Consider the following 21,385-nt stretch of genomic DNA (forward strand, 5'->3'; position numbering starts at 1 on the left):
GCTAGATGAGAACCGGCCTCACCACATCGGTGATCTTGCATGCGGTCGCGATCGGCTTCGGCCTGTTCACGCTGTCGGCGCCGGCGGCGTTGCCGGCGTCCGATGCCGAGTCTCTGGCGGTCGAAATCGTGCCGATGGAAGCTATCGCGCAGATACAGAAAGGCGACAAGAAGGCTGCGGTGAGCGAAAAGCCGGCGCCATTGCCGACCCAGCGCCCGGATATCGTTCCCGACGCGAAGACGGTCGGTGACAACAGCGTCGATACCGACAAGCCGCCGACGCCGGAACCCAAGCCCCAACCGGTCGATATGGCTGAGGCGCCGCCGCCCGCGCCGACGCCGAAAGAGAAGCCGAAGCCCGAGGACGTGCCGAAACCGAAGGAGCAGCCGAAGCCTGTCCCGGCGACCGAGGTCGCACCGGTGCCGCAGCCGAAGGAAGAGGTCAAGCCCGAGCCGGTCAAGCAGGCGGAGCCCAAGCCGACACCGGCCAAGGAGCCGGAGCCAACGCCGCCGCAGGACAAGACCGCCGCCATCGACCCGAAGCCTGAGGTCAAGCCGGACGCCGTTGCCGAGGCCATTGCCCAGGAGCCGCCCACCGACACGACGCAGCTTCCGGACTCGGCGCCCGCCCCGCAGGCGCGGCCGAAGCCGCAGCCGGCCCAGGCCGAAAGCGCCAAGGCGCCCGAGCGCAAGGACGCCGACAAGCCGGTCAAGGAAGCCTCGTCCAAGCCGAAATCCGAGGAGAAGCAGTTTGACGCCGATGAGGTCGCTGCCCTGCTTGACAAGCGGAAGCCATCCGGCGGCGGCGCCAAGCGCTCAACCCAGCAGGCATCGCTCGGTGATGACAAGGATCAGGGCCAGAAGTTGTCGAAGTCGGAGGAAGGGGCGCTCCGAGATCAGCTTGCCGGTTGCTGGTCAATTCCTGCTGGCGTCGAGGGCTCGGAGAGCTACGTGGCCGTGATCCGCTTCAATCTGGACGCGTCTGGCAAGCTGGATGGCCGGCCTGCTGTCGAAAAATCGAGCGGAAGCCGCCCGTTCGACGAGAGTGCCGTACGCGCGGTTCAGAAATGCGACATGGCCGGTCTGCAGGTTCCCGCCGGCAAGCAGGACATCTGGGCCGACGTCCGGGTCACTTTCGATCCGAGGGAGATGCTGGGCCTGTAGGCCTGGCGCCCGTAGAATCATTGAAGAGAAGCGAGAAGACATGAAATCCATCCTCAAGCCGCTCCTGATGATCGTAGCGATGGCGCTGGGCATGACTGCCGCCGCCACCTTGCCGGCGCGGGCGCTCGTTGAGCTCAACGTCAACAAAGGCAATGTCGAGCCGCTGCCGATCGCCATCACCGATTTCCAGGGCGGCGATGCGTTGGGCGCGGAGATTTCCGGCATCGTCAGCGCAGACCTGAAACGCTCCGGCCTGTTCGCGCCGATCGACAAGAGCGCCTTCATCGAAAAGATCTCGAACCCGGATGCCACGCCCCGCTTCGAGGACTGGAAGGTGATCAACGCCCAGGCGCTGGTCACCGGCAGCGTCAGTAAGGAGGCCGATGGCCGCGTCCGTGCCCAGTACCGGTTGTGGGACACCTTTGCCGGCCAGCAGATGTCGGGCGAGCAGTTCTTCGCCAACGACGCCAACACAAGGCGCGTCGCCCACATCATCGCCGACGCTATCTACGAGCGGCTGACCGGCGAGAAAGGCTATTTCGACACGCGCGTCGTCTTCATCGACGAATCGGGCGCAAAGAACGCGCGCAAGAAGCGCCTCGCCATCATGGACCAGGACGGCGCCAATATCCGCTACCTGTCGGACGGCAGATCGATCGTGCTGACCCCGCGTTTCTCGCCAAACCGGCAGGAAATTACTTACATGTCCTATGAAAGCGGCCAGCCGAAGGTCTATCTGCTGCAGATCGAGACCGGGCAGCGCGAACTGGTCGGCGACTTTCCGGGCATGACCTTTGCGCCGCGTTTCTCGCCCGACGGCCAGAAGGTGATCATGAGCCTGCTGCGCGAAGACGGCAATTCCAATATCTTCGCCATGGATTTGCGGAGCCGCTCGACGACCAGGCTCACCAACTCGACGGCCATCGACACCTCGCCGTCCTATTCGCCGGATGGCAGCAAGGTGGTGTTCACCTCCGACCGCGGCGGCCGCGCGCAGATCTATGTGATGGGCGCCGACGGTTCGGGCCAGACCCGCATCTCCTTCGGCGACGGCGTCTATTCGACGCCGGTGTGGTCGCCGCGCGGCGATCTCATTGCCTTCACCAAGCAGACTGCCGGCGAGTTCCAGATCGGCGTCATGCGCGTCGACGGTTCGGGCGAGCGCATCCTTTCAACCGGCTTCCAGCAGGAGGGGCCGACCTGGGCTCCCAACGGCCGGGTGCTGATGTTCTTCCGCGATTCTGCCGGCGGCCCGAAACTCGTTTCGGTCGATCTCACCGGCCGCAACGAACAGTCGATCCCGACCTCGAATTTCGCTTCGGACCCGGCCTGGTCGCCGCTGCTGGAATAGGCTGGAAGGGGAATTGAGGAATTGAGGAACTGACGAGTTGAAGAGCTGAAGGATGGAGAGGGCAGCGGCCTACATCGAGCACGCGAGGGATTTGGAAGTCTATAAGCGTGCCTATGCAGTTTCCCTTGGGGTACACAGAGCCACTTGCTTTTCCGAAAATGGAGCAATACGCGCTCGCCGATCAACAACGTTCCAGCAAGGCGATCTGCGCCAATTTGGCTGAGGGTTTTGCTAAACAGACCCGCTCCAAGCCCGAATTCGCACGGTTCATTTCGATGGCGATAGGGTCATGCAGTGAAGTGGAGACGTGGATTTCGTATGCGTTCGATCTGGAGTATATCACCCAGGCGCAACGCGACGAGTGGTTGTAATCCTATGCCCGCATCTACGGAATGCTGGTCAATCTCAGAGAGAAGCTGAGGTGACCTCTTTCCTCAATTCCTCAGTTCTTCAACTCTTCAATTCGCTCTTTTCCACGGCTTGGTCGCGTTTCAGCCGCATTTCTGCCTACGGTCCGCGCGCATTGTTGCCTCCTCGGATTCCCCTTGGGCAAAACGGCTGTGGACGGCAGCCGAAACCAAATTTTAACCGTGTTTCTTGAACGCCGGTTAACTCAAACGTGGTTACTGGACGATCAACGAAATCACTCGAATTGCGAAGGAGAGGCGGCATGGGCCGTATCGCAGCACTTACCAGAAACCCGGCGATGATCGCGCTGGTGGCATTGCTCGCCATCGCCGGCTGCGCCTCGAAGAAGAACCTGAACAGCGCCGCCGATCTCGGTCTCAGCGGCGCCGGGGCGGCAACGCCCGGATCGGCCCAGGATTTTACCGTCAACATCGGCGACCGCATCTTCTTCGACACGGATTCCTCCTCGATCCGCGCCGACGCGCAGACGACGCTTTCGCGCCAGGCGCAATGGCTGAACCAGTACAGGCAGTATGCCATCGTCATCGAAGGCCATGCCGACGAGCGCGGCACGCGCGAATACAATCTGGCGCTTGGCGCCCGCCGTGCCGCCGCCACCCGCGACTTCCTCGTCGCCAGGGGTGTTTCCGCCCAGCGCCTGAAGACCATTTCCTACGGCAAGGAACGTCCGGTCGCGGTTTGCGACGACATCTCCTGCTGGTCGCAGAACCGCCGCGCCGTCACCACGATCAGCGGCGCCGGTTCCTGATCGGCAATTTTCCGATCGGCAGAAATGCAACACCTACGTGTGAAAGGCGGCTGCGGCCGCCTTTTTCATGTCCGGCGCCCGGATGTGGGACTTGAAACAAAATTTGGCCGAAGTCCTGCGTCCTTGGTAATAACCGAGGCGCCTGACGGTCCACTCCGATCGGAAGGCATGCAACAGGCAAACAATCCACGGCGAGAGGCACATGCATTTCAGATCGGTCTTGAGCGGCACGCTTGCGTTGCTGCTCGTATCAAGCGTCGCTGCCCCGGCAGTAGGCAATGAGCAAGGCACAGAAAAAAGCGGTTTTTCCTTCCGCCTGCCGACGCTCGGCATTTTCAGTGAAAAAAAGAAACCGGATCAGGTGCAATTTGCGCAGGATGGCACCGGCACTACCGCGCTGGAGGAACAACTCCGGCAAATGAACGGCAAGATCGAGGAGCTCAACTTCCAGGTGCTGCAGATGCAGGAGCAGATCCGCAAGCAGCAGGAAGATAACGAGTTCCGTTTCCAGCAGCTGGAAGGCGGCTCACAAGGCGCGCAGCAGCCACGCGAGCAGAAGAAGTCGGACGCCACCACCAACACCGACAGCAGCGTCGCCGAGGCTCCGGCGACGCATGCGCCGGCCGATGCGGGCACACCGCCCGCCGGCGGCCAGGAGGTCATCGTCGAATCACCGACAGGCGAACCCGGCGCGGTGATCCCGGGCACGCCGCCGAAGACGTTCGGCACCATCACCGTCGACAAGAACGGCAATGTGATCGACGCAGACGGCAAGACGCAGGCACATGCACCGGCGCAGAACACCGCCCCTGTCCCCGGCGACCAGGCCGCTGGCACGCAGGCCGGCAGGTCCGACGATACGGTGGTCGCGGCGCTGCCCGCCACCGACGACCCGGAGGAGCTTTACCGCAATTCCTATCAGTTCATCCTGTCGGGCGACTACGGCACTGCCGAACAGGGTTTTCGCGACCACATCGCCCGCTTCCCCAAGGACGCCAAGGCGGCGGACGCGCATTACTGGCTGGGTGAGTCGCTGCTCGGCCAGCAGAAGTATCGCGACGCGGCCGAGACTTTCCTCGCCGCCAGCAAGGACTATCCGAAGGCCAAGAAGGCTCCCGACATGCTGCTGAAGCTCGGTGTGTCGCTGGTCGGATTGAACCAGCGCGACGTGGCCTGCGCCACTTTCGGCGAGATCGGCAAGCGCTATCCGAACGTTTCCGGCGCGCTCAAGGAACGCGTCAAGCAGGAAAGGGCGCTCGCGGCGTGTTAGTTTTTCTCTTGCATGTCGTTGTCCCAAGACTTGTTGCCCCAGATCCGGGGCCACTTCTAGGCGACATGCATTGACGCCCGAAACCGAGCCTGACCGTTCGGTTTTTTCGCAGATCGACTTTACCAGCGGCGCTGTTGCGGCCGTGTCCGGCGGCAGCGACTCGACCGCCCTTCTCCTTCTCCTCAAAGATCACCTCGACCGCACCGCGCCGGCAACGAAATTGCTGGCTGTGACGATCGATCACGGTCTGCGGCCGGGCTCGGCAGCGGAAGCGCAAGCCGTGGCCAGGCTTTGCGCCGGGCGCGGCATTGCCCACCGCATCCTGGTCTGGTCCGAACGCAAGCCGTCGACCGGCCTGCCGGCTGCCGCGCGAGAGGCACGCTACCGGCTGCTGGCCGAGGCGGCGCAGGCGGAAGGTATTGGCCTTATCCTGACCGGCCACACAGCCGACGACCAGGCGGAGACCGTGCTGATGCGGCAAGCACGCCAGGAGGGAGCGCGAGAGCCAGAGCGAGGTCTGGCCGGCATGGCACCGGCCACCCTCTATGACTGGCGGATCTGGATCGCACGGCCGCTTCTCGGCACACGGCGTGCCGCGCTGCGCGAAGTCCTGCGGCGCGCGAATGTCGGCTGGGCCGAAGACCCGACCAATGAAGACGAGGCTTTCGAGAGGCCGCGTATCCGCGCAGCGCTTGCCGACCGCAATGGTGCGCGGGAAGACGCGTTGACGCTGGCCGCGCGGGCTGCGGTGGAGCGCGAGCAGCTTGGCCATCGCGCCGCCGTGCTGATCCGTGGCTTTGCCAGCAGGCCCGCAGCCGGCCTTGTCCGTCTCGATCCGGGCTTTGCGACAGCCGTCGACGAGGCGGCGGTCGTATACGCGCTGCGCATCCTGCTGGCGACTGTCGGCGGCGTTGCGTTTCTGCCCGGTCAGGCTCGCAGCGAGGCGCTGCTCAACCGGCTGAGGCCCGGACCTCCTGGCACAACCCCAATTTCGGCTGCCCCGTTTTGCGCTACTTTGTCGCGGACGGTGGTCGATGCGCGGCGTGCCGGCATCTTCCTGCGTCGCGAAACCCGCAACCTGCCGCCCGCTGCGCCTGCCGTGAACAATGCCCTCTGGGACGGTCGCCGGAGGATCACATTGGGCGACGAGCCGGGTGCATTTTTGATCGCGCCGCTCGGCGCGGCTGGTGCCGCAAGACTGGCGATTGCCGAAAACGGCACGCAGCCAAGCCTTGTCCGCGCGGCTCTGGCGGCCGAGCCGGTGCTGTGGCGCGCAAGCGAATATCCTGGCGACAGCCCGGTCGTGCCAGGAATGGCGGTATGCCCGGTCGTCGCGCCCTTTGCCCGCTTCCTGCCGTCCTTCGACCTGGCGCCGGCCGGAACTGTCGCCGCGCTGATCGGTGCGCCGCGACTTCCTGCCCCGCCCTTCGGCGGCCACACTGCCGGTTGATCATGGGCGAAAGCTTAACCGCGACATGCTGTTCTGCTTGGCAATGAAGGGCGCCATCCCTATGTTAGACCCAAGTTTCCTCTCACGACGCGTGTCCGCTGGCGGACACCAACGGGACAATTGATGAATCCGAATTATCGCAATCTCGCGCTCTGGGCGATCATAGCGGTCCTGCTCATCGCTCTCTTCAATCTGTTCCAGACGCCGCAGACGCGCGGAGCAGCGAGTGACGTCCCCTATTCGCAGTTCCTGCAGGATGTCGCGGCCGGCCGGGTCAAGACGGTGACCATCGCGGGCGCCCGCATCTCGGGCACCTATACCGACACCTCTACCGGCTTCCAGACCTATTCGCCGGGTGATCCATCGCTGGTTTCGAGACTCCAGGACAAGAACGTCACCATCAACGCGCGTCCCGAATCCGACGGTTCCAATTCGCTGTTCAGCTATCTCATCTCCTGGCTGCCGATGATCCTCATCCTTGGCGTCTGGATATTCTTCATGCGCCAGATGCAGTCCGGCTCCGGCCGCGCCATGGGCTTCGGCAAGTCGAAGGCCAAGCTTTTGACTGAAGCGCATGGCCGCGTCACCTTCCAGGATGTCGCCGGCGTCGACGAAGCCAAGCAGGATTTGGAAGAGATTGTCGAATTCCTGCGTGATCCGCAGAAGTTCCAGCGGCTTGGCGGCAAGATTCCGCGCGGCGTGCTGCTCGTCGGCCCTCCCGGGACCGGCAAGACGCTGCTTGCCCGTTCGGTCGCCGGTGAGGCCAACGTGCCGTTCTTCACCATTTCCGGCTCGGACTTTGTCGAGATGTTCGTCGGCGTTGGCGCTAGCCGCGTCCGCGACATGTTCGACCAGGCCAAGAAGAATGCGCCCTGCATCATCTTCATCGACGAAATCGACGCGGTCGGCCGCCATCGCGGCGCCGGCCTCGGCGGCGGCAACGACGAGCGCGAGCAGACGCTGAACCAGTTGCTGGTCGAAATGGACGGCTTCGAATCCAACGAAAGCATCATCCTGATCGCTGCCACCAACCGGCCGGACGTGCTCGATCCGGCGCTGCTCAGGCCCGGCCGTTTCGACCGCCAGGTGGTGGTGCCGAACCCCGACATCGTCGGCCGCGAGAAGATCCTGAAGGTGCATGTGCGCAACGTGCCGCTGGCCCCCAATGTCGACCTCAAGGTGATCGCGCGCGGCACGCCGGGCTTTTCCGGCGCCGACCTGATGAACCTCGTCAACGAATCCGCCCTGATGGCGGCGCGGCGCAACAAGCGCCTTGTCACCATGGCCGAGTTCGAGGACGCCAAGGACAAGATCATGATGGGCGCCGAGCGCCGCTCGTCGGCGATGACCCAGGCCGAGAAGGAACTCACCGCCTATCACGAGGCCGGCCACGCCATCCTGGCGCTGAACGTGCCGTCGGCCGATCCGCTGCACAAGGCGACCATCATCCCGCGCGGCCGGGCGCTTGGCATGGTCATGCAGTTGCCGGAAGGCGACCGCTATTCGATGAGCTACAAATACATGATCTCGCGCCTCGCCATCATGATGGGTGGCCGCGTCGCCGAGGAGTTCAAGTTCGGCAAGGAGAACATCACCTCGGGTGCCTCCTCGGACATCGAGCAGGCAACCAAGCTGGCGCGCGCCATGGTCACACGCTGGGGTTTTTCCGACAAGCTTGGCCACGTCGCCTATGGCGACAACCAGGAGGAAGTGTTCCTCGGCCATTCGGTGGCGCGCACGCAGAACGTCTCGGAAGAGACGGCGCAGATCATCGACGCCGAAGTGCGTCGGCTGATCGACGAGGCCTATTCGACGGCGAAATCCATCCTGACCAAGAAGAAGAAGGAATGGATTGCGCTGGCGCAGGGGCTTTTGGAATATGAAACGCTGTCCGGCGACGAGATCAAGCAGCTGATCGCCGGCCACAAGCCGGCACGCGATCTCGGCGACGACACGCCGCCGAGCCGCGGCTCGGCCGTGCCGAAGTCCGGCAGCCGCCGCAAGAAGGGCCCGGAGCCCGAAGGCGGCATGGAGCCTCAGCCGTCAAGCTAGGGTCCGGCTCAGGAGATTGATTTCGAAAACGCCGCGGCTTGGACGCGGCGTTTTTGTTCAGGAGGTGCCGACAGCCGATCGCGGCCTGAAAAACTCAATCACTTCACCCAAGTGCCGGGGACTTCTCCACATGGGAAATAGACGTTGAAGGTTTGCGGATGCCGTGATGAGGGCTGATCTCCCCGCAAGGGGGGAGATTGACAGCGGCGCCGACAGCGCCTCGCTTGCAGCGCAGATGCGGCATATCCTGGCCCTGCCTGCCACCGCCAGCAGCAAAAGGCCCGCGAACCTTCGCGAGCCTTGCTATATTCGAATGTTAATGTCGATCAGCTCTTCAGCGCGGCATTGCACAGGCTGTAGAAGCCGCCACCGGTCTGGATCCACCTGAGGCCACCGAGCGTCCCGGCCTCCTTGTTGGCGTGGTACTGGTCGCGGCAGGTGTACATACGGGCCTTGGACGGGGTTTCGCTGCTGTACTTGGTGGAGATCGCCTTCGGAAACGTCACTCCCTGGGGAGCGGCGACGGTCGGCTTTTGCGGCTGGCTGGTGAGGCTTGCCTGATCGGCTGCCGGGTTGGTGTCGTCGTCGGAAGCACTGGCACCGCACTGGCTCATGCGGAAGTCGTTCCATTTCATGCCGTTCAGCGCGTTGCTGGTCTTGGCCGCCCGATATTTGGCGCCGCACTCCGCCCTGCTGAGGCCGCTGCCTGCGTTGGCAGTTGCCGCTGCCTTGGTCGTCGCTGCGGCGGCCGCATCGGTAGTTGCAGCGCTGGTGCTGTCGGCCTTGGCTGGCATGGCGTCGGTTGCGGCGGCAACGGTGCCGCATTCTGCCTTGCGGAACTGGTTCCAGTTCTGCCCGCCAAGTGTTCCGGCGTCCTTTCCCGCGTTATACTTGGTGCTGCATTCAGCCATGGTCAGCGCATTGGCGGGCGCTGCCAGGAATAAAGTCACGACGGCAAGACCCGTTAAAGTTGCAAGTCGATGAATAAGCATGTGTCTTCTCCCTCTGATGTTCACGTTATGTACCAAGCAAGCAATAGCACTCAACGAATGGTTGCGCCAGAGGCCAAATGGCGTAAAACCCGTCGGAAAGTGCATTATTTTGGATGACTCGTTGCCAGCTCCTGCCCCCCAGGCAATTTCCTGGGCATATGCACGGAAAACTTGTATAGAGCGGACCACTCTCTGGAAACTGCCTCGCATGACGGGCAGAGCGGGTCGGCCAGTGCGGCGGACCTCTGACTGCCCGGTCCAGAGCAACACGATTTGTGGGTTCCGAGTTCAATGCCTATCGACTGACACTTGAAAGAATCGGGATGCGGTCTGAAGTCCCTGAACGCTGCTGCTGCAACCAGGGCAGGCAAAATCAAAGCACTGACGTGACACAAAACACACAAGACAACAGTTTTCTAAGGAATGGTGCCCTATAATCATGAATTGTGATGATAAGGCTCGGGCCAATGTGTGGCATGACGTGCCAGCAATGAACCATCGGGAAGCTGACTAGCATGGCAGGAAGTTATTTCGGCACGGACGGCATTCGCGGGCGCGCTAATAAATTTCCAATGACGGCGGAGATCGCCATGAGGGTCGGCATGGCCGCCGGCCTTTCGTTCCAGCGCGGCAACCATCGTCACCGCGTCGTGCTCGGCAAGGACACCAGACTTTCCGGCTACATGATCGAGAACGCGATGGTATCGGGCCTGTGCGCCGCCGGCATGGACGTGTTCCTGCTCGGCCCGATTCCGACGCCCGCGGTCGCCATGCTGGTGCGCTCATTGCGCGCCGACATCGGCGTGATGATCTCGGCCTCGCACAATCCCTACTACGACAACGGCATCAAGCTGTTCGGTCCCGATGGCTACAAGCTTTCCGACGAGATCGAGGAGCGCATCGAGGGGATGCTCGACAAGGATATCGAACTGGCGCTCGCCGACTCGGACGGACTCGGCCGCGCCAAGCGCGTCGACGGCGTTCATGACCGCTACATCGAATTCGCCAAGCGCACGCTGCCACGGTCGATGTCGCTGTCGGGCCTCCGCATCGTCGTCGATTGCGCCAATGGCGCTGCCTACAAGGTGGCGCCCGAGGCGCTGTGGGAACTCGGCGCCGAAGTTGTCGCCATCAATGTCGAGCCCAACGGCTTCAACATCAACAAGGAGTGCGGCTCGACCCATCCGGCCGGCCTGCAGAAGAAGGTGCACGAAGTGCGCGCCGATATCGGCATCGCGCTCGACGGCGACGCCGACCGCGTCGTCATCGTTGACGAGAACGGCGCGATCGTCGATGGCGACCAAATCATGGCGCTGATCGCCGAGTCCTGGCATCAGAGCGGACGGCTGGCCGGCGGCGGCGTCGTCTCGACGGTGATGTCCAATCTCGGCCTCGAACGCTTCCTCGGCGACATGAACCTGCAGTTGCACCGTACCAAGGTCGGCGACCGCTATGTCGTCGAGCACATGCGTGCGCACGGCCTGAATGTCGGCGGCGAACAGTCGGGCCACATCGTGCTGTCCGATTTTTCCACCACCGGCGACGGCCTCGTCTCGGCACTCCAGGTGCTCGCCTGCATCAAGCGGCAGAACCGACCGGTCAGCGAACTGTCGAAGAAGTTCGCGCCGGTGCCGCAATTGCTGAAGAACGTTCATATTTCCGGCGGCAAGCCGCTCGAGGAAGCCCTGGTCAAGGCGGCGATCGAAGATGGACGCCATCGTTTGGGCCAGGCTGGCCGCCTGGTCATCCGGCCGTCCGGCACGGAACCGCTCATCCGCGTCATGGCGGAAGGCGACGATCAGCAACTGGTCGAGGCCGTCGTCAACGACATCGTCGAGGTCATTTCGGAAACCCGCAGCGCCGCCTGATCCCCCAGCTTTTGCCAGCTTGAAAAGCCCGCCTTCCGGCGGGCTTTTTTTCGCGTGTTCGCACGCCAAATCATTGGCGCAAAACGTGAGAATCCTGAAAGATTTAGAGATTCATGGTTAAGCGATAGGGTTAAACGGCTTTTAACTTTTCCAATTCATTATCCACGACTGAAACCAATCAGATTCGGACGCGTTCGCTGTGCCGAGGGTTCTCAGGGGTGACAAGCATGTTCAATACAGCAAGAATGGGCCTCTTTGCCGCGCTGCTCGCGGGCGTGGCCGGACCAGTGTTGGCCGCCGACTTCGTCGAGCCGCCCGTGGTCGAGCCGGCCCCGCCGCTGCCGGTCTACGAGCAGCCGGTCGAATATGGCGGCTGGTACATTCGCGGCGATATCGACTATCACTGGTCGGAGTTTCGCGGCGGCGACTACATCACCTACGGGCCGGATCCAGGCACCGGCCGCTTTGACAGCGGCGAGCTGGACGGTGCCTTCTCGGCCGGTGCCGGCGTCGGTTACCAGATCAACCAGTATTTCCGCACCGACCTGACCGCGGACTGGATGAGCAAATCCGAATTCCGCGGCTCGACCACCGGCATCTGCCTCGATGGAGATCCCTGTACTTCGACCGACACCTCGTCCTATACCGCGCTGCTGCTGCTCGCCAACGCCTATGTCGATATCGGCACCTGGCACGGCATCACGCCCTATGTCGGCGCCGGCATTGGCGGCGCCTGGGTCAAGTGGGATAAGCTTCACAACACCATTGAAGACGGCGAATTCTCCCACAATGGCGGCAAGGGTTGGCGTTTTGCCTATGCCGCCATGGCGGGCGCATCCTACTGCCTGACCGATCGGGTCAAGCTCGATGTCGGCTACCGTTACAGCCGTATCGAAGGCGGTAAGATGTTCAACTTCGCCAGCAATGTCGGTCCTGGCCATGACGAGGGTATCAATGTGCACGAAGTGCGCGGCGGCCTGCGCTATCAGTTCGGCAACTCGGACTGCGCCCAGCCAACGCCGATCGCCTACGAACCCGAACCGGTCTACACCAAGTGATCGCTTCGAGAGCAGGTTTGCGGGCCGCCCGGCAAAAGCCGGGCGGTTTTTTTCGTTGTGGCGGCAACGCGCATCAAAATCAATTCGCTAACGCGCTGTTATCCTTAACCGCCACTTAACCACTATGGTTAACAATGCCCTGAAACGGCGCTCGCGATCGCGGATGGCGCCACCTTCGGGAGCCGGGGATCATGACATACAAATCGCGCATAGCACTGGCGCTTGCAGCAATCGCCCTGACGCCGTTGTCGCAGGCGCTTGGCGCCGACTACGATCCGCCGATCTATGTCGACCAGGCGCCGGACTATGTGCCGATCGAAGTCGGTTCGGGATGGTATCTGCGCGGCGATGTCTCCTATCTGGTGCAGAAGAGCTTCGACAATGAGGACTTCGCCTTCGCGCCAGCGAACTTCGACGAAGAAGAGGATCACATCTTCGCCAGCATCGGCTTCGGCTACCATTATAACGATTATCTGCGCGCCGATCTCAATCTCGGCTATCTGCCCGGCAACGAGATCAGCGTCAGCTATGACAACGGAACGACCGTGGCATCGGCGGACCTGGAGAACTACGCGTTCTCGGGCATGCTCAACGGCTATGTCGATCTTGGCACCTATGTCGGGATCACACCCTATCTCGGCGCCGGTATCGGTATTGTGCAGACCAGGCGGCGCCTCTCGGCGGACTACTTCACAGACAATGCCAACCCCGCCGACGATTTCGTCCGCGATGACAACGAGACCCATTACTCTTTCGCCTATACGCTGAACGCCGGCCTTGCCTACCAGGTGTCCAAGAACCTTTCAGTCGATCTGGGCTATCAATATTTCTCCGCACCCGACGCCGAATATACCACCGCACAGGATTTGGATTCCTATCAGATCGACAAAGGGATCAGCAATCATCAGGTCAAGGTCGGGCTGCGCTACGATCTCTGGTAGGCACGGCGAAAGCCTCGGGGATGCCAGCGGCGGACTTCGGTCCGCCGTTCTGTTTTTGGTCTGGGGTGCGACCAGTATCCCGTCAGCGACAAAAACTTTCCTCTTGACGCCGGAAGCCTGAACGCATATCGCCGTCCGTGGGCCACCCCTCCCCAACGAGGGGCCACTATCTGGAAGGATAGACCACGATGACGATCCATACGAAGCCCGGACTGCGCCCGGCAAATCCCAATTTTTCCTCAGGTCCCTGTGCAAAACGCCCCGGCTGGTCAGTCGAGGCGCTGGCCAACGCCGCGCTCGGACGCTCGCACCGCGCCAAGATCGGCAAGACCAAGCTCGAGCAGGCGATCGAGCTGACGCGGGAAATTCTCCAAATTCCGGCAGATTATCGCATCGGCATCGTGCCGGCGTCGGACACCGGCGCGGTCGAGATGGCGCTGTGGTCGCTGCTCGGCGAACGCGGCGTCGACATGGTCGCCTGGGAGAGTTTCGGTTCCGGCTGGGTCACCGATGTGGTCAAGCAGCTGAAGCTCGCCGACGTGCGCAGGATCGAAGCCGGCTACGGTGCGTTGCCGGATCTGACAAAAATCGACTTCGACCGCGACGTGGTCTTCACCTGGAACGGCACGACCTCAGGCGTGCGCGTGCCGAACAGCGATTTCATCCCGGCCGCCCGCAAGGGCCTGACCATCTGCGACGCCACGTCGGCGGCCTTTGCGCAAGAGCTCGATTTTGGCAAGCTCGACGTCGTCACCTTCTCCTGGCAGAAGGTGCTGGGCGGCGAAGGTGCGCATGGCATGCTGATCCTCAGCCCACGCGCCGTCGAGCGGCTGGAAAGCTACAAGCCTGGCTGGCCGCTGCCGAAAATCTTTCGCCTCACCTCGGGCGGCAAGCTCATCGAAGGCATTTTTAAGGGCGAAACCATCAACACGCCGTCGATGCTGTGCGTCGAGGATTATCTCGACGCACTGCGTTGGGCGAAGTCGATCGGCGGCCTCGACGCATTGATTGCCCGCGCCGACGCCAATGCCGCCATTATCGACGGTTTCGTCGGTAAATCCGCATGGCTCGGCCATCTGGCCACCGACCCGGCGACGCGATCGAACACGTCCGTCTGTCTTTCCTTCACCGACCCGGACGTCGCCGCGCTCGATGCCGACGGACAAGCGGCGTTCGCCAAGGGCATCGTCTCGGCGCTCGACAAGGAAGGCGTCGCCTACGATATCGGCGCCTATCGCGATGCGCCGCCGGGCCTGCGCATTTGGTGCGGGGCGACCGTCGAGACTTCCGACCTCGAAGCGCTGCTGCCGTGGCTCGACTGGGCCTTTGCCGCGCAAAAGGCGTCGCTCAAGGCGGCCGCCTGATCCCTCCCCTTCGAGGGGAGGGTGGCCCGAAGGGCCGGGTGGGGTCGCCTCCACCCAACTCAACGGTCCGCCGTCCAGAAGAAAAAGATTTCGGCCACGCCCGGCCGCAGCCACCCCACCCCGGCACTTCGCGCCAACCTCCCATCAGGGGAGGGGCGCCAATCGCAAAGGATGAAGCCCATGCCCCGCGTTCTCGTCTCAGACAAACTCTCCACCACCGCCGTGCAGATCTTCAGGGATCGCGGCATCGAGGTCGACTACCTGCCCGATCTCGGCAAGGACAAGGAAAAGCTGCTCGAAGTGATCGGCCAGTATGACGGCCTCGCCATCCGTTCGGCGACCAAAGTCACCGAAAAGCTGATCGACGCCGCCACAAGGCTCAAGGTGGTCGGCCGCGCCGGCATCGGCGTCGACAATGTCGACATCCCGGCGGCGAGCCGCAAGGGCATCATCGTGATGAACACGCCCTTCGGCAATTCGATCACCACCGCCGAGCATGCCGTCGCCATGATCTTCGCGCTGGCCCGCCAGATACCGGAAGCCAATGCCTCGACCCATGCCGGCAAGTGGGAAAAGAACCGCTTCATGGGCACCGAGATCACCGGCAAGACGCTGGGCATCATCGGCTGCGGCAATATCGGCTCGATCGTCGCTACGCGCGGCGTTGGCCTGAAGATGCACGTCATCGCCTTCGATCCGTTCCTGTCGGACAGCCGCGCCGAGGAGCTCGGCGTCGAGAAGGTGGAACTCGACGAGCTGTTCGCCCGCGCCGATTTCATCACCCTGCACACGCCCTTGACCGACAAGACGCGCAACATCATCGACGCTGCGGCGATCGCCAAAATGAAGACCGGCGTGCGCATCATCAACTGCGCCCGTGGCGGGCTGATCGTCGAGGCCGACCTGATCGCGGCGTTGAAAAGCGGCAAGGTGGCAGGCGCCGGCATCGACGTGTTCGAGGTCGAGCCGGCGGAGAAAAGCGAGCTGTTCGGCATGGAGAATGTGGTGGCGACGCCGCATCTCGGCGCATCGACGATGGAGGCGCAGGAGAATGTCGCTCTGCAGGTCGCCGAGCAGATGGCCGACTACCTGATCAAGGGCGCCGTTTCCAACGCCATCAACATGCCGTCGATCACCGCCGAGGAAGCGCCGCGCTTAAAACCTTTCGTCAAGCTGGCCGAAGTGCTCGGCGCCTTTGTCGGCCAGGTCACCGAGGATCCGATCAAGGAGGTCGAGATCCTGTTCGACGGCTCGACCGCGACGATGAACACGCGCGCGCTGATCAGCGCCACACTTGCCGGGCTGATCCGGCCGCAGGTCTCCGACGTCAACATGGTTTCGGCGCCGATCATGGTTAAGGAGCGCGGCATCATCGTCGCCGAGGTCAAGCGCGACAAATCGGGCGTGTTCGACGGCTATATCAAGCTGACGGTCAAGACCGAGCACAAGACGCGTGCGATCGCCGGCACCTGCTTCTCGGACGGCAAGCCGCGCTTCATCCAGATCAAGGGCATCAACCTCGACGCCGAGGTCGGTCAGCACATGCTGTACACGACGAATGCCGACGCGCCCGGCATCATCGGCCTGCTCGGCACGGTCTGCGGCGAGAACGGCGTCAACATCGCCAACTTCCAGCTCGGCCGCAACCGGCCTGGCGGCGATGCCATCGCGCTGCTCTATCTCGATGCGCCGTTCCCGGAGAAGGTGCTGGAACAGGTGCGGGCGCACAAGTCGATCGACTCCGCCAAGCGGCTGAATTTCGACGTCGGCGTCGCCTGAATCATGCGCGAGCGCCCCGCGGGCTTTGTAAGCCCACGGGGCGTTTCGACAACGGCGTCGAAATATCGACATAGTTTTTTGACGGCCGTTACAAGATCCGGCTGTCAAATCGCCATTTTACGTCCGCTGTATTCGGCCAGGCTGATGCCGCCGAGCACCAGCACGAGGGCCACGCCCTGATAGAGCTGGAATGTCTCACCGACGATCAGCACCGACAGCAGCGTGCCGAAGATCGGCACCAGGTTGATGAACAGGCCGGCCCGGTTGGCGCCGATCAGTTCGTTGCCCCTGATATAAAGGATCTGCGAGACGACCGAAGCGCCGATCGCAGTGTAGAACGCTATCGCCCAGCCGCGCGCATCGGGGATGATGACCTTGCCGGCAGCCACCTCCCACAGCAAGAAAGGCAGCGAGGTCACCAGTGCGGCAATCGACAGCGCCAGCATCAGGCTTTGCCAGCGTATGGCCGGCTTCAGCCGCAACCCGACCGAGTAGAAGCTGTAGCAAAGCACCGCGATCAGCATGATGGCGTCGCCGAAGTTGAGGTCCAGCTTGAGAAGCTGGCGCAGATCGCCGTGGCTGGCGGTCAGGGCGACGCCAATGATCGTCAGCACGACGCCGGCGATCTGCACCCGGTTCACACGCAGGCGAAACAGCACGAAATTGGCGAGGATGATCACGATCGGTATCGCCGCCTGCTCGATCGAGACGTTGATCGCCGTCGTGTAGTTGAGAGCCGTGTAGAAGATCGCGTTGAAAAAGGTGAAGCCGCAAGCGCCGAGCCCGCCAAGCAGCAACCAATGCCTGCGCACCACCGGCCAGTCCTCGCGCAGCGTTCGCCAGCCGATCGGCAGCATGATCAGAACGGCCAGGACCCAGCGCAGGAAGACCAGCGTCATCGGCGAAATATGGTCGACTGCCAGCTTGCCGGCCACGGAGTTGCCGCCCCACAGCAAGGTGGTGAACAGCAGGAACAGATAGGCGGTTCGATGCATCGCGAAATTCCACCTGGGGTGGGCAGGGTCATTGCCGACCTATTGTGGTGGTTCGCCCAAGTAAATGATGTCAAAGGCGAAAATTGTTGTGCCTGAGGGCGGTTTCGGCGGCAAAGAATGGTCGCGCTCGCCAGGTGTTGACGTTATAGAACGACGTACGTCCACCTGGACGCACAAAGTACGCGTCTCAAGGCTTTGAATGTTCGCGTCGTGCTTTCCGAAAATCGATTCCGATTTTCTGGCCGATGCGATAGAAGCCTGTCGTTTCGAACCATTCAAGCCGCTCGGAGCGGCGCCTCAGGGGAAAAGAAACATGGCCAATGTGGTGGTCGTCGGCTCGCAATGGGGCGACGAGGGCAAAGGCAAGATCGTTGACTGGCTGTCGGAACGCGCCGACGTCGTCGTGCGTTTCCAGGGCGGCCACAATGCCGGCCATACGCTGGTCGTCGACGGCAAGGTCTACAAGCTGTCGCTGCTGCCGTCCGGCGTGGTGCGTCAAGGCAAGCTGTCCATCATCGGTAATGGCGTCGTCTTCGATCCGCATGCCTTCGTCGCGGAAGTGGCGAAATTGCAGGCGCAAGGCGTCGAGGTCACGCCGGAGCGCCTGAAAATAGCCGAAAACACCGCGCTTATCCTGTCCTTGCACCGGGAGCTGGACGGATTCCGCGAAGACGCCGCCTCCAATTCCGGAACGAAAATCGGCACGACCCGTCGCGGCATCGGCCCCGCTTATGAAGATAAGGTGGGCCGGCGCGCGGTCAGGGTGATGGATTTGGCGGATTTGGAAACGCTGCCCTTGAAGGTCGACAGGCTGCTGACGCATCACAATGCGCTACGCCGCGGGCTCGGCCACGCCGAAGTCACGCATGACGCAATCATGAGTGAGCTGATTTCGGTCGCCGACGAGATCCTGCCCTATATGGACCGCGTCTGGAAGATCCTCGACGACAAGCGCCGCGCCGGCGAACGCATCCTGTTCGAGGGCGCGCAGGGCACGCTGCTCGACATCGACCACGGCACCTATCCGTTCGTCACCTCGTCCAACACGGTGGCTGGTCAAGCGGCCGCCGGATCCGGCGTCGGCCCGGGTGCCATCGGTTATGTGCTCGGCATCACCAAGGCCTATACGACACGTGTCGGCGAAGGTCCGTTCCCGACCGAACAGAAGAACGAGATCGGCGAGTTCCTGGGCACTCGCGGCCACGAGTTCGGCGTCGTCACCGGCCGCAAGCGCCGCTGCGGCTGGTTCGATGCCGTGCTGGTTCGCCAAGCCGTCGCCGTAAACGGCATCAAGGGCATCGCCCTGACCAAGCTCGACGTGCTCGACGGGCTGGACGAGATCAAGGTCTGCACCGGCTACCGCCTCGATGGCGAGGCGATCGACTATCTGCCGGCCAGCCAGGGTGCGCAGGCGCGCGTCGAACCGGTCTACGAGACGCTGGAGGGCTGGAAAGGCACCAGCGCCGGCGCCAGAAGCTGGAACGATCTGCCGGCCCAGGCAGTCAAATATGTCCGTCACATCGAGGAACTGATCGGCGCGCCGGTCGCACTCCTTTCCACCAGCCCTGAACGGGACGACACAATACTTGTGACCGATCCGTTTCAAGACTAGATTCCAAGCTGTTCCGGGCATCGCGGCCGATTTGCGGGGGCCGGCCCAAAAACGAAATGCAGGTCGACTGAAGCATGGCAGATTTTGTTGGTGCTCTGAAAAAGACGCTCGACGGCCTTGGAAATCCGACGCCGGAGATACGCGCCAGGGTCTATGACAAGGCCCGTTCGACAATCGCGGACAAGCTTGCCAAGAACATACCGCCGCTGGCGCCGTCGGTCGTTGCCCAGCATAAGCGCACTCTGGAAGATGCCATCGCCATCGTCGAGCGGGGCTACGCCAAGCCTGCGCCGGTATCCGATCCGCTGTCGGAGTTGGAGGACATCTTCTCCTCCATCGACCGCAACAAGAACCAACCCAGCCATGTCCGACAGCCGGTAAAGGCCGAGCCGGCATGGCAGCCGGCCAAGACCGAGCCGGAATGGCAGCCGGCACCTGCCGCCAACGCCTCGCTGAATTGGCAAAAACCGCCTCCAGAGGGCACCGATGCGGAGACTTCGGACGCGGATCTTCCAGCGGCGTACGAGAACGACGATAGCTTTAGAGACGATGTCTTCCCCAACGACGAGGAGCCGGCGCCGGACACTTTTCAGCATCCTGCCGAGCGCAGGCGCAGCTATGGCGGGCTGATCGCCGCTGTCGTCGTCTTGCTCGTCATCGCCGGCGGCGGCTACGGCATCTGGCTGAACAAGGACGCATTCAGCAACATGCTGGGTCTCAACAGCACGACGGTCGCAACCGTAGAACCGCTGGTGAAGCCGAGCCCGGCCGAGCGGCCGGCTACCCATGCCGCGGCAAGGCCCCCGGCCGCAGCGGCTCCAGCCGATGCCGAGGGCACAAAGTTCACCCAGCGGCTGACACCGGAGGGCGGTGAGGTCGATCCCGGCCCCGCTTCAGGACAAGGCGGCATCGGAGAGGGCGAATCCGTCGCAGCACTGACCACGCCGCCGCCGGCCGCACCTGCGCCTGCAGCGCCTGCCGGCACGCCAGCCACGAATGTGCCCGCACCGGGCGCGGCTCCCGCAACACCGCCTGCCGATGGCGCCACGCTGGCGCCTGCGGCGCCGACCGATAGCGCAGCCGCGCCGGCAGCGCCGGCCCCGGGTGCCGCGCCGGGTGCTGCACCGACAGCCGCGCCTGCGGAAACCGCGCTGGCGGTCGGCCAGAAGGCGATCTTCTACGAGGAGCGCACCAGCACCGCGCAAGGCTCGGCCGAGCCCGGCAGCATCGTCTGGTCGCTGGTGCAGGAATCGCCCGGCGGCAATCTGCCGCCCGAGCCGGCAATCCGCGCCGAGGCGAGCATTCCGGGCAAGGACGTGCAGTTGCGCATGACCATCCGCCGCAACACCGACCAGACGCTGCCGGCCAGCCACATCATCGAGATGATTTTCCTGACGCCCGACGGTTTCGACGGCGGCGGTGTCGACAACGTCCTGCGCGTCGCCATGAAGGGCTCTGAACAGGATGCCGGCAGTCCGCTGATCGGCATCCCGGCCAAGATCGCCGACGGCTTCTTCCTGGTCGCTCTCAACGACACAAAGCCGGACGAAGACGCCAATCTGACCCTGCTGCGGGGCCAGAAATGGATCGACGTGCCGGTCGTCTACAAGACCGGACGGCGGGCGCTGCTTACCATGGAAAAGGGCATTCCCGGCGAGAAGGTGTTCGACGAGGCGCTGAAGGCCTGGCAAACAAAAGAGGCGGGCTGAGGCCGGCTCACCAGCCTCCCTTCGGCTCAGAAGCCCTGGAACAGCATGTCGAGCGCGGCCACGATGTCGTCGTGATGCCTGGAGATATTCAGTCGACTTTCGCCCAATTCCTTGGCCGGAACCGTGGCGATCAGATGGGTGGCCACAACCAATTTTCGCCCATTGATCTCGACGAGGGGATGGAGCTTTCGCATAGGCGGCGGCGTCATTGTTGTCGGAAGCAGCGGGATCACCACCCGTGTTTTAAAATCGTCGAGCAGGTCGGATTGGACGTCCAGCAAATAGCTGCCTTCGACCCGACCCGCGAAGACATCATAGCGTGCCATCAGAACTGCCGATGTTCTTCCAACGGAATACCGTGCTTTTCGACGTATTCGTTCCACGCTTCTATTGTGGCGCGATTCTCAAGTTTCCATAGTCGGGCTTTTTCGGCAGCCACCGCCTCTGCGATACCGGCTTCGGCGGCGCGCGAGACATTCACATCGAGTCCCTTGGCTTCCTTCATGAGCTTTGAGTCGATCGACAGATTTGCCGGCTGACGAACCGCATTCATAGCTATCTTTCGCATGATAACCTCCGCAGAATGCGCATAATGTATGCGCAT

18 protein-coding genes are annotated in these 21,385 nt (G+C 62.7%); 14 read left to right on the forward strand and 4 right to left on the reverse strand.

Features of this window, described 5'->3' with window-relative positions:
* Nucleotides 1-5: 5 nt before the first annotated feature.
* From AC0L2K_RS22735 to ftsH, 7 genes are all read left to right on the forward strand, one after another.
* The gene (locus AC0L2K_RS22735) at nucleotides 6-1,163 is read left to right on the forward strand and encodes an energy transducer TonB family protein (protein ID WP_473532378.1); all 1,158 of its coding nucleotides are present in this window, start codon (nucleotides 6-8) and stop codon (nucleotides 1,161-1,163) included.
* 67 nt (nucleotides 1,164-1,230) lie between these two features.
* Nucleotides 1,231-2,514, forward strand: a complete 1,284-nt coding sequence (gene tolB / locus AC0L2K_RS22740; protein WP_413468453.1) for a Tol-Pal system beta propeller repeat protein TolB — start codon at nucleotides 1,231-1,233, stop codon at nucleotides 2,512-2,514.
* A gap of 113 nt (nucleotides 2,515-2,627) precedes the next feature.
* The gene (locus tag AC0L2K_RS22745) at nucleotides 2,628-2,885 is read left to right on the forward strand and encodes a four helix bundle protein (RefSeq protein ID WP_473532379.1); all 258 of its coding nucleotides are present in this window, start codon (nucleotides 2,628-2,630) and stop codon (nucleotides 2,883-2,885) included.
* A 299-nt stretch (nucleotides 2,886-3,184) separates the two neighbouring features.
* A complete protein-coding gene (gene pal / locus AC0L2K_RS22750; RefSeq protein WP_027152911.1) occupies nucleotides 3,185-3,691 on the forward strand; it encodes a peptidoglycan-associated lipoprotein Pal in 507 nt (168 codons plus the stop codon).
* A gap of 202 nt (nucleotides 3,692-3,893) precedes the next feature.
* Nucleotides 3,894-4,961, forward strand: a complete 1,068-nt coding sequence (ybgF, locus tag AC0L2K_RS22755; RefSeq protein ID WP_473532380.1) for a tol-pal system protein YbgF — start codon at nucleotides 3,894-3,896, stop codon at nucleotides 4,959-4,961.
* Nucleotides 4,962-5,031: 70 nt separating this feature from the next.
* Nucleotides 5,032-6,411, forward strand: a complete 1,380-nt coding sequence (tilS, locus tag AC0L2K_RS22760; protein ID WP_473532381.1) for a tRNA lysidine(34) synthetase TilS — start codon at nucleotides 5,032-5,034, stop codon at nucleotides 6,409-6,411.
* Between the two features lie 123 nt (nucleotides 6,412-6,534).
* Nucleotides 6,535-8,463 carry an ATP-dependent zinc metalloprotease FtsH gene (gene ftsH / locus AC0L2K_RS22765; RefSeq protein ID WP_023799979.1) on the forward strand — a complete coding sequence of 643 codons (1,929 nt, stop codon included), beginning with the start codon at nucleotides 6,535-6,537 and terminating at the stop codon, nucleotides 8,461-8,463.
* 326 nt (nucleotides 8,464-8,789) lie between these two features.
* On the opposite strand, the gene AC0L2K_RS22770 is transcribed toward ftsH, so the two are convergent.
* Nucleotides 8,790-9,455: a hypothetical protein gene (locus AC0L2K_RS22770; protein ID WP_473532382.1), complete on the reverse strand. Its 666-nt coding sequence runs from the start codon at nucleotides 9,453-9,455 to the stop codon at nucleotides 8,790-8,792.
* Between the two features lie 515 nt (nucleotides 9,456-9,970).
* Between AC0L2K_RS22770 and glmM the strand changes: the two genes are divergently transcribed.
* The 5 genes from glmM (at nucleotide 9,971) to serA (ending at nucleotide 16,465) form a co-directional block, all read left to right on the forward strand.
* Nucleotides 9,971-11,323: a phosphoglucosamine mutase gene (gene glmM, locus AC0L2K_RS22775; RefSeq protein WP_287075060.1), complete on the forward strand. Its 1,353-nt coding sequence runs from the start codon at nucleotides 9,971-9,973 to the stop codon at nucleotides 11,321-11,323.
* Between the two features lie 227 nt (nucleotides 11,324-11,550).
* The gene (locus AC0L2K_RS22780) at nucleotides 11,551-12,381 is read left to right on the forward strand and encodes an outer membrane protein (RefSeq protein WP_473532383.1); all 831 of its coding nucleotides are present in this window, start codon (nucleotides 11,551-11,553) and stop codon (nucleotides 12,379-12,381) included.
* A gap of 191 nt (nucleotides 12,382-12,572) precedes the next feature.
* Complete coding sequence (locus tag AC0L2K_RS22785; protein WP_473532384.1) at nucleotides 12,573-13,322, forward strand: outer membrane protein; 750 nt, start codon at nucleotides 12,573-12,575, stop codon at nucleotides 13,320-13,322.
* A 188-nt stretch (nucleotides 13,323-13,510) separates the two neighbouring features.
* Entirely contained in the window at nucleotides 13,511-14,686 is a 1,176-nt protein-coding gene (locus AC0L2K_RS22790) for a phosphoserine transaminase (protein WP_473532385.1), read from the forward strand.
* 180 nt (nucleotides 14,687-14,866) lie between these two features.
* Entirely contained in the window at nucleotides 14,867-16,465 is a 1,599-nt protein-coding gene (gene serA / locus AC0L2K_RS22795) for a phosphoglycerate dehydrogenase (protein ID WP_473532386.1), read from the forward strand.
* 104 nt (nucleotides 16,466-16,569) lie between these two features.
* Here the strand turns inward: serA and AC0L2K_RS22800 are convergent, their stop codons facing one another.
* A complete protein-coding gene (locus tag AC0L2K_RS22800; protein ID WP_287068006.1) occupies nucleotides 16,570-17,460 on the reverse strand; it encodes a DMT family transporter in 891 nt (296 codons plus the stop codon).
* A 313-nt stretch (nucleotides 17,461-17,773) separates the two neighbouring features.
* Between AC0L2K_RS22800 and AC0L2K_RS22805 the strand changes: the two genes are divergently transcribed.
* Both AC0L2K_RS22805 and AC0L2K_RS22810 read left to right on the forward strand, forming a co-directional pair.
* Nucleotides 17,774-19,072, forward strand: coding sequence for an adenylosuccinate synthase (locus tag AC0L2K_RS22805; RefSeq protein ID WP_254019532.1), 1,299 nt, complete (start codon nucleotides 17,774-17,776; stop codon nucleotides 19,070-19,072).
* 74 nt (nucleotides 19,073-19,146) lie between these two features.
* Nucleotides 19,147-20,781 (forward strand): hypothetical protein, encoded by a 1,635-nt coding sequence (locus AC0L2K_RS22810; protein WP_473532387.1) that lies wholly within the window; start codon nucleotides 19,147-19,149, stop codon nucleotides 20,779-20,781.
* 26 nt (nucleotides 20,782-20,807) lie between these two features.
* Here the strand turns inward: AC0L2K_RS22810 and AC0L2K_RS22815 are convergent, their stop codons facing one another.
* Together AC0L2K_RS22815 and AC0L2K_RS22820 are read right to left on the reverse strand one after the other, a co-directional pair.
* On the reverse strand, nucleotides 20,808-21,107 hold the full coding sequence (locus tag AC0L2K_RS22815; RefSeq protein WP_023803907.1) for a CcdB family protein: 300 nt from the start codon (nucleotides 21,105-21,107) through the stop codon (nucleotides 20,808-20,810).
* Nucleotides 21,107-21,349 carry a type II toxin-antitoxin system CcdA family antitoxin gene (locus AC0L2K_RS22820; protein WP_091593381.1) on the reverse strand — a complete coding sequence of 81 codons (243 nt, stop codon included), beginning with the start codon at nucleotides 21,347-21,349 and terminating at the stop codon, nucleotides 21,107-21,109. The genes AC0L2K_RS22815 and AC0L2K_RS22820 overlap by 1 nt, the downstream gene beginning before the upstream one ends.
* Nucleotides 21,350-21,385 lie beyond the last annotated feature (36 nt).

The sequence above is a fragment of the Mesorhizobium sp. WSM4817 genome (assembly GCF_055811135.1).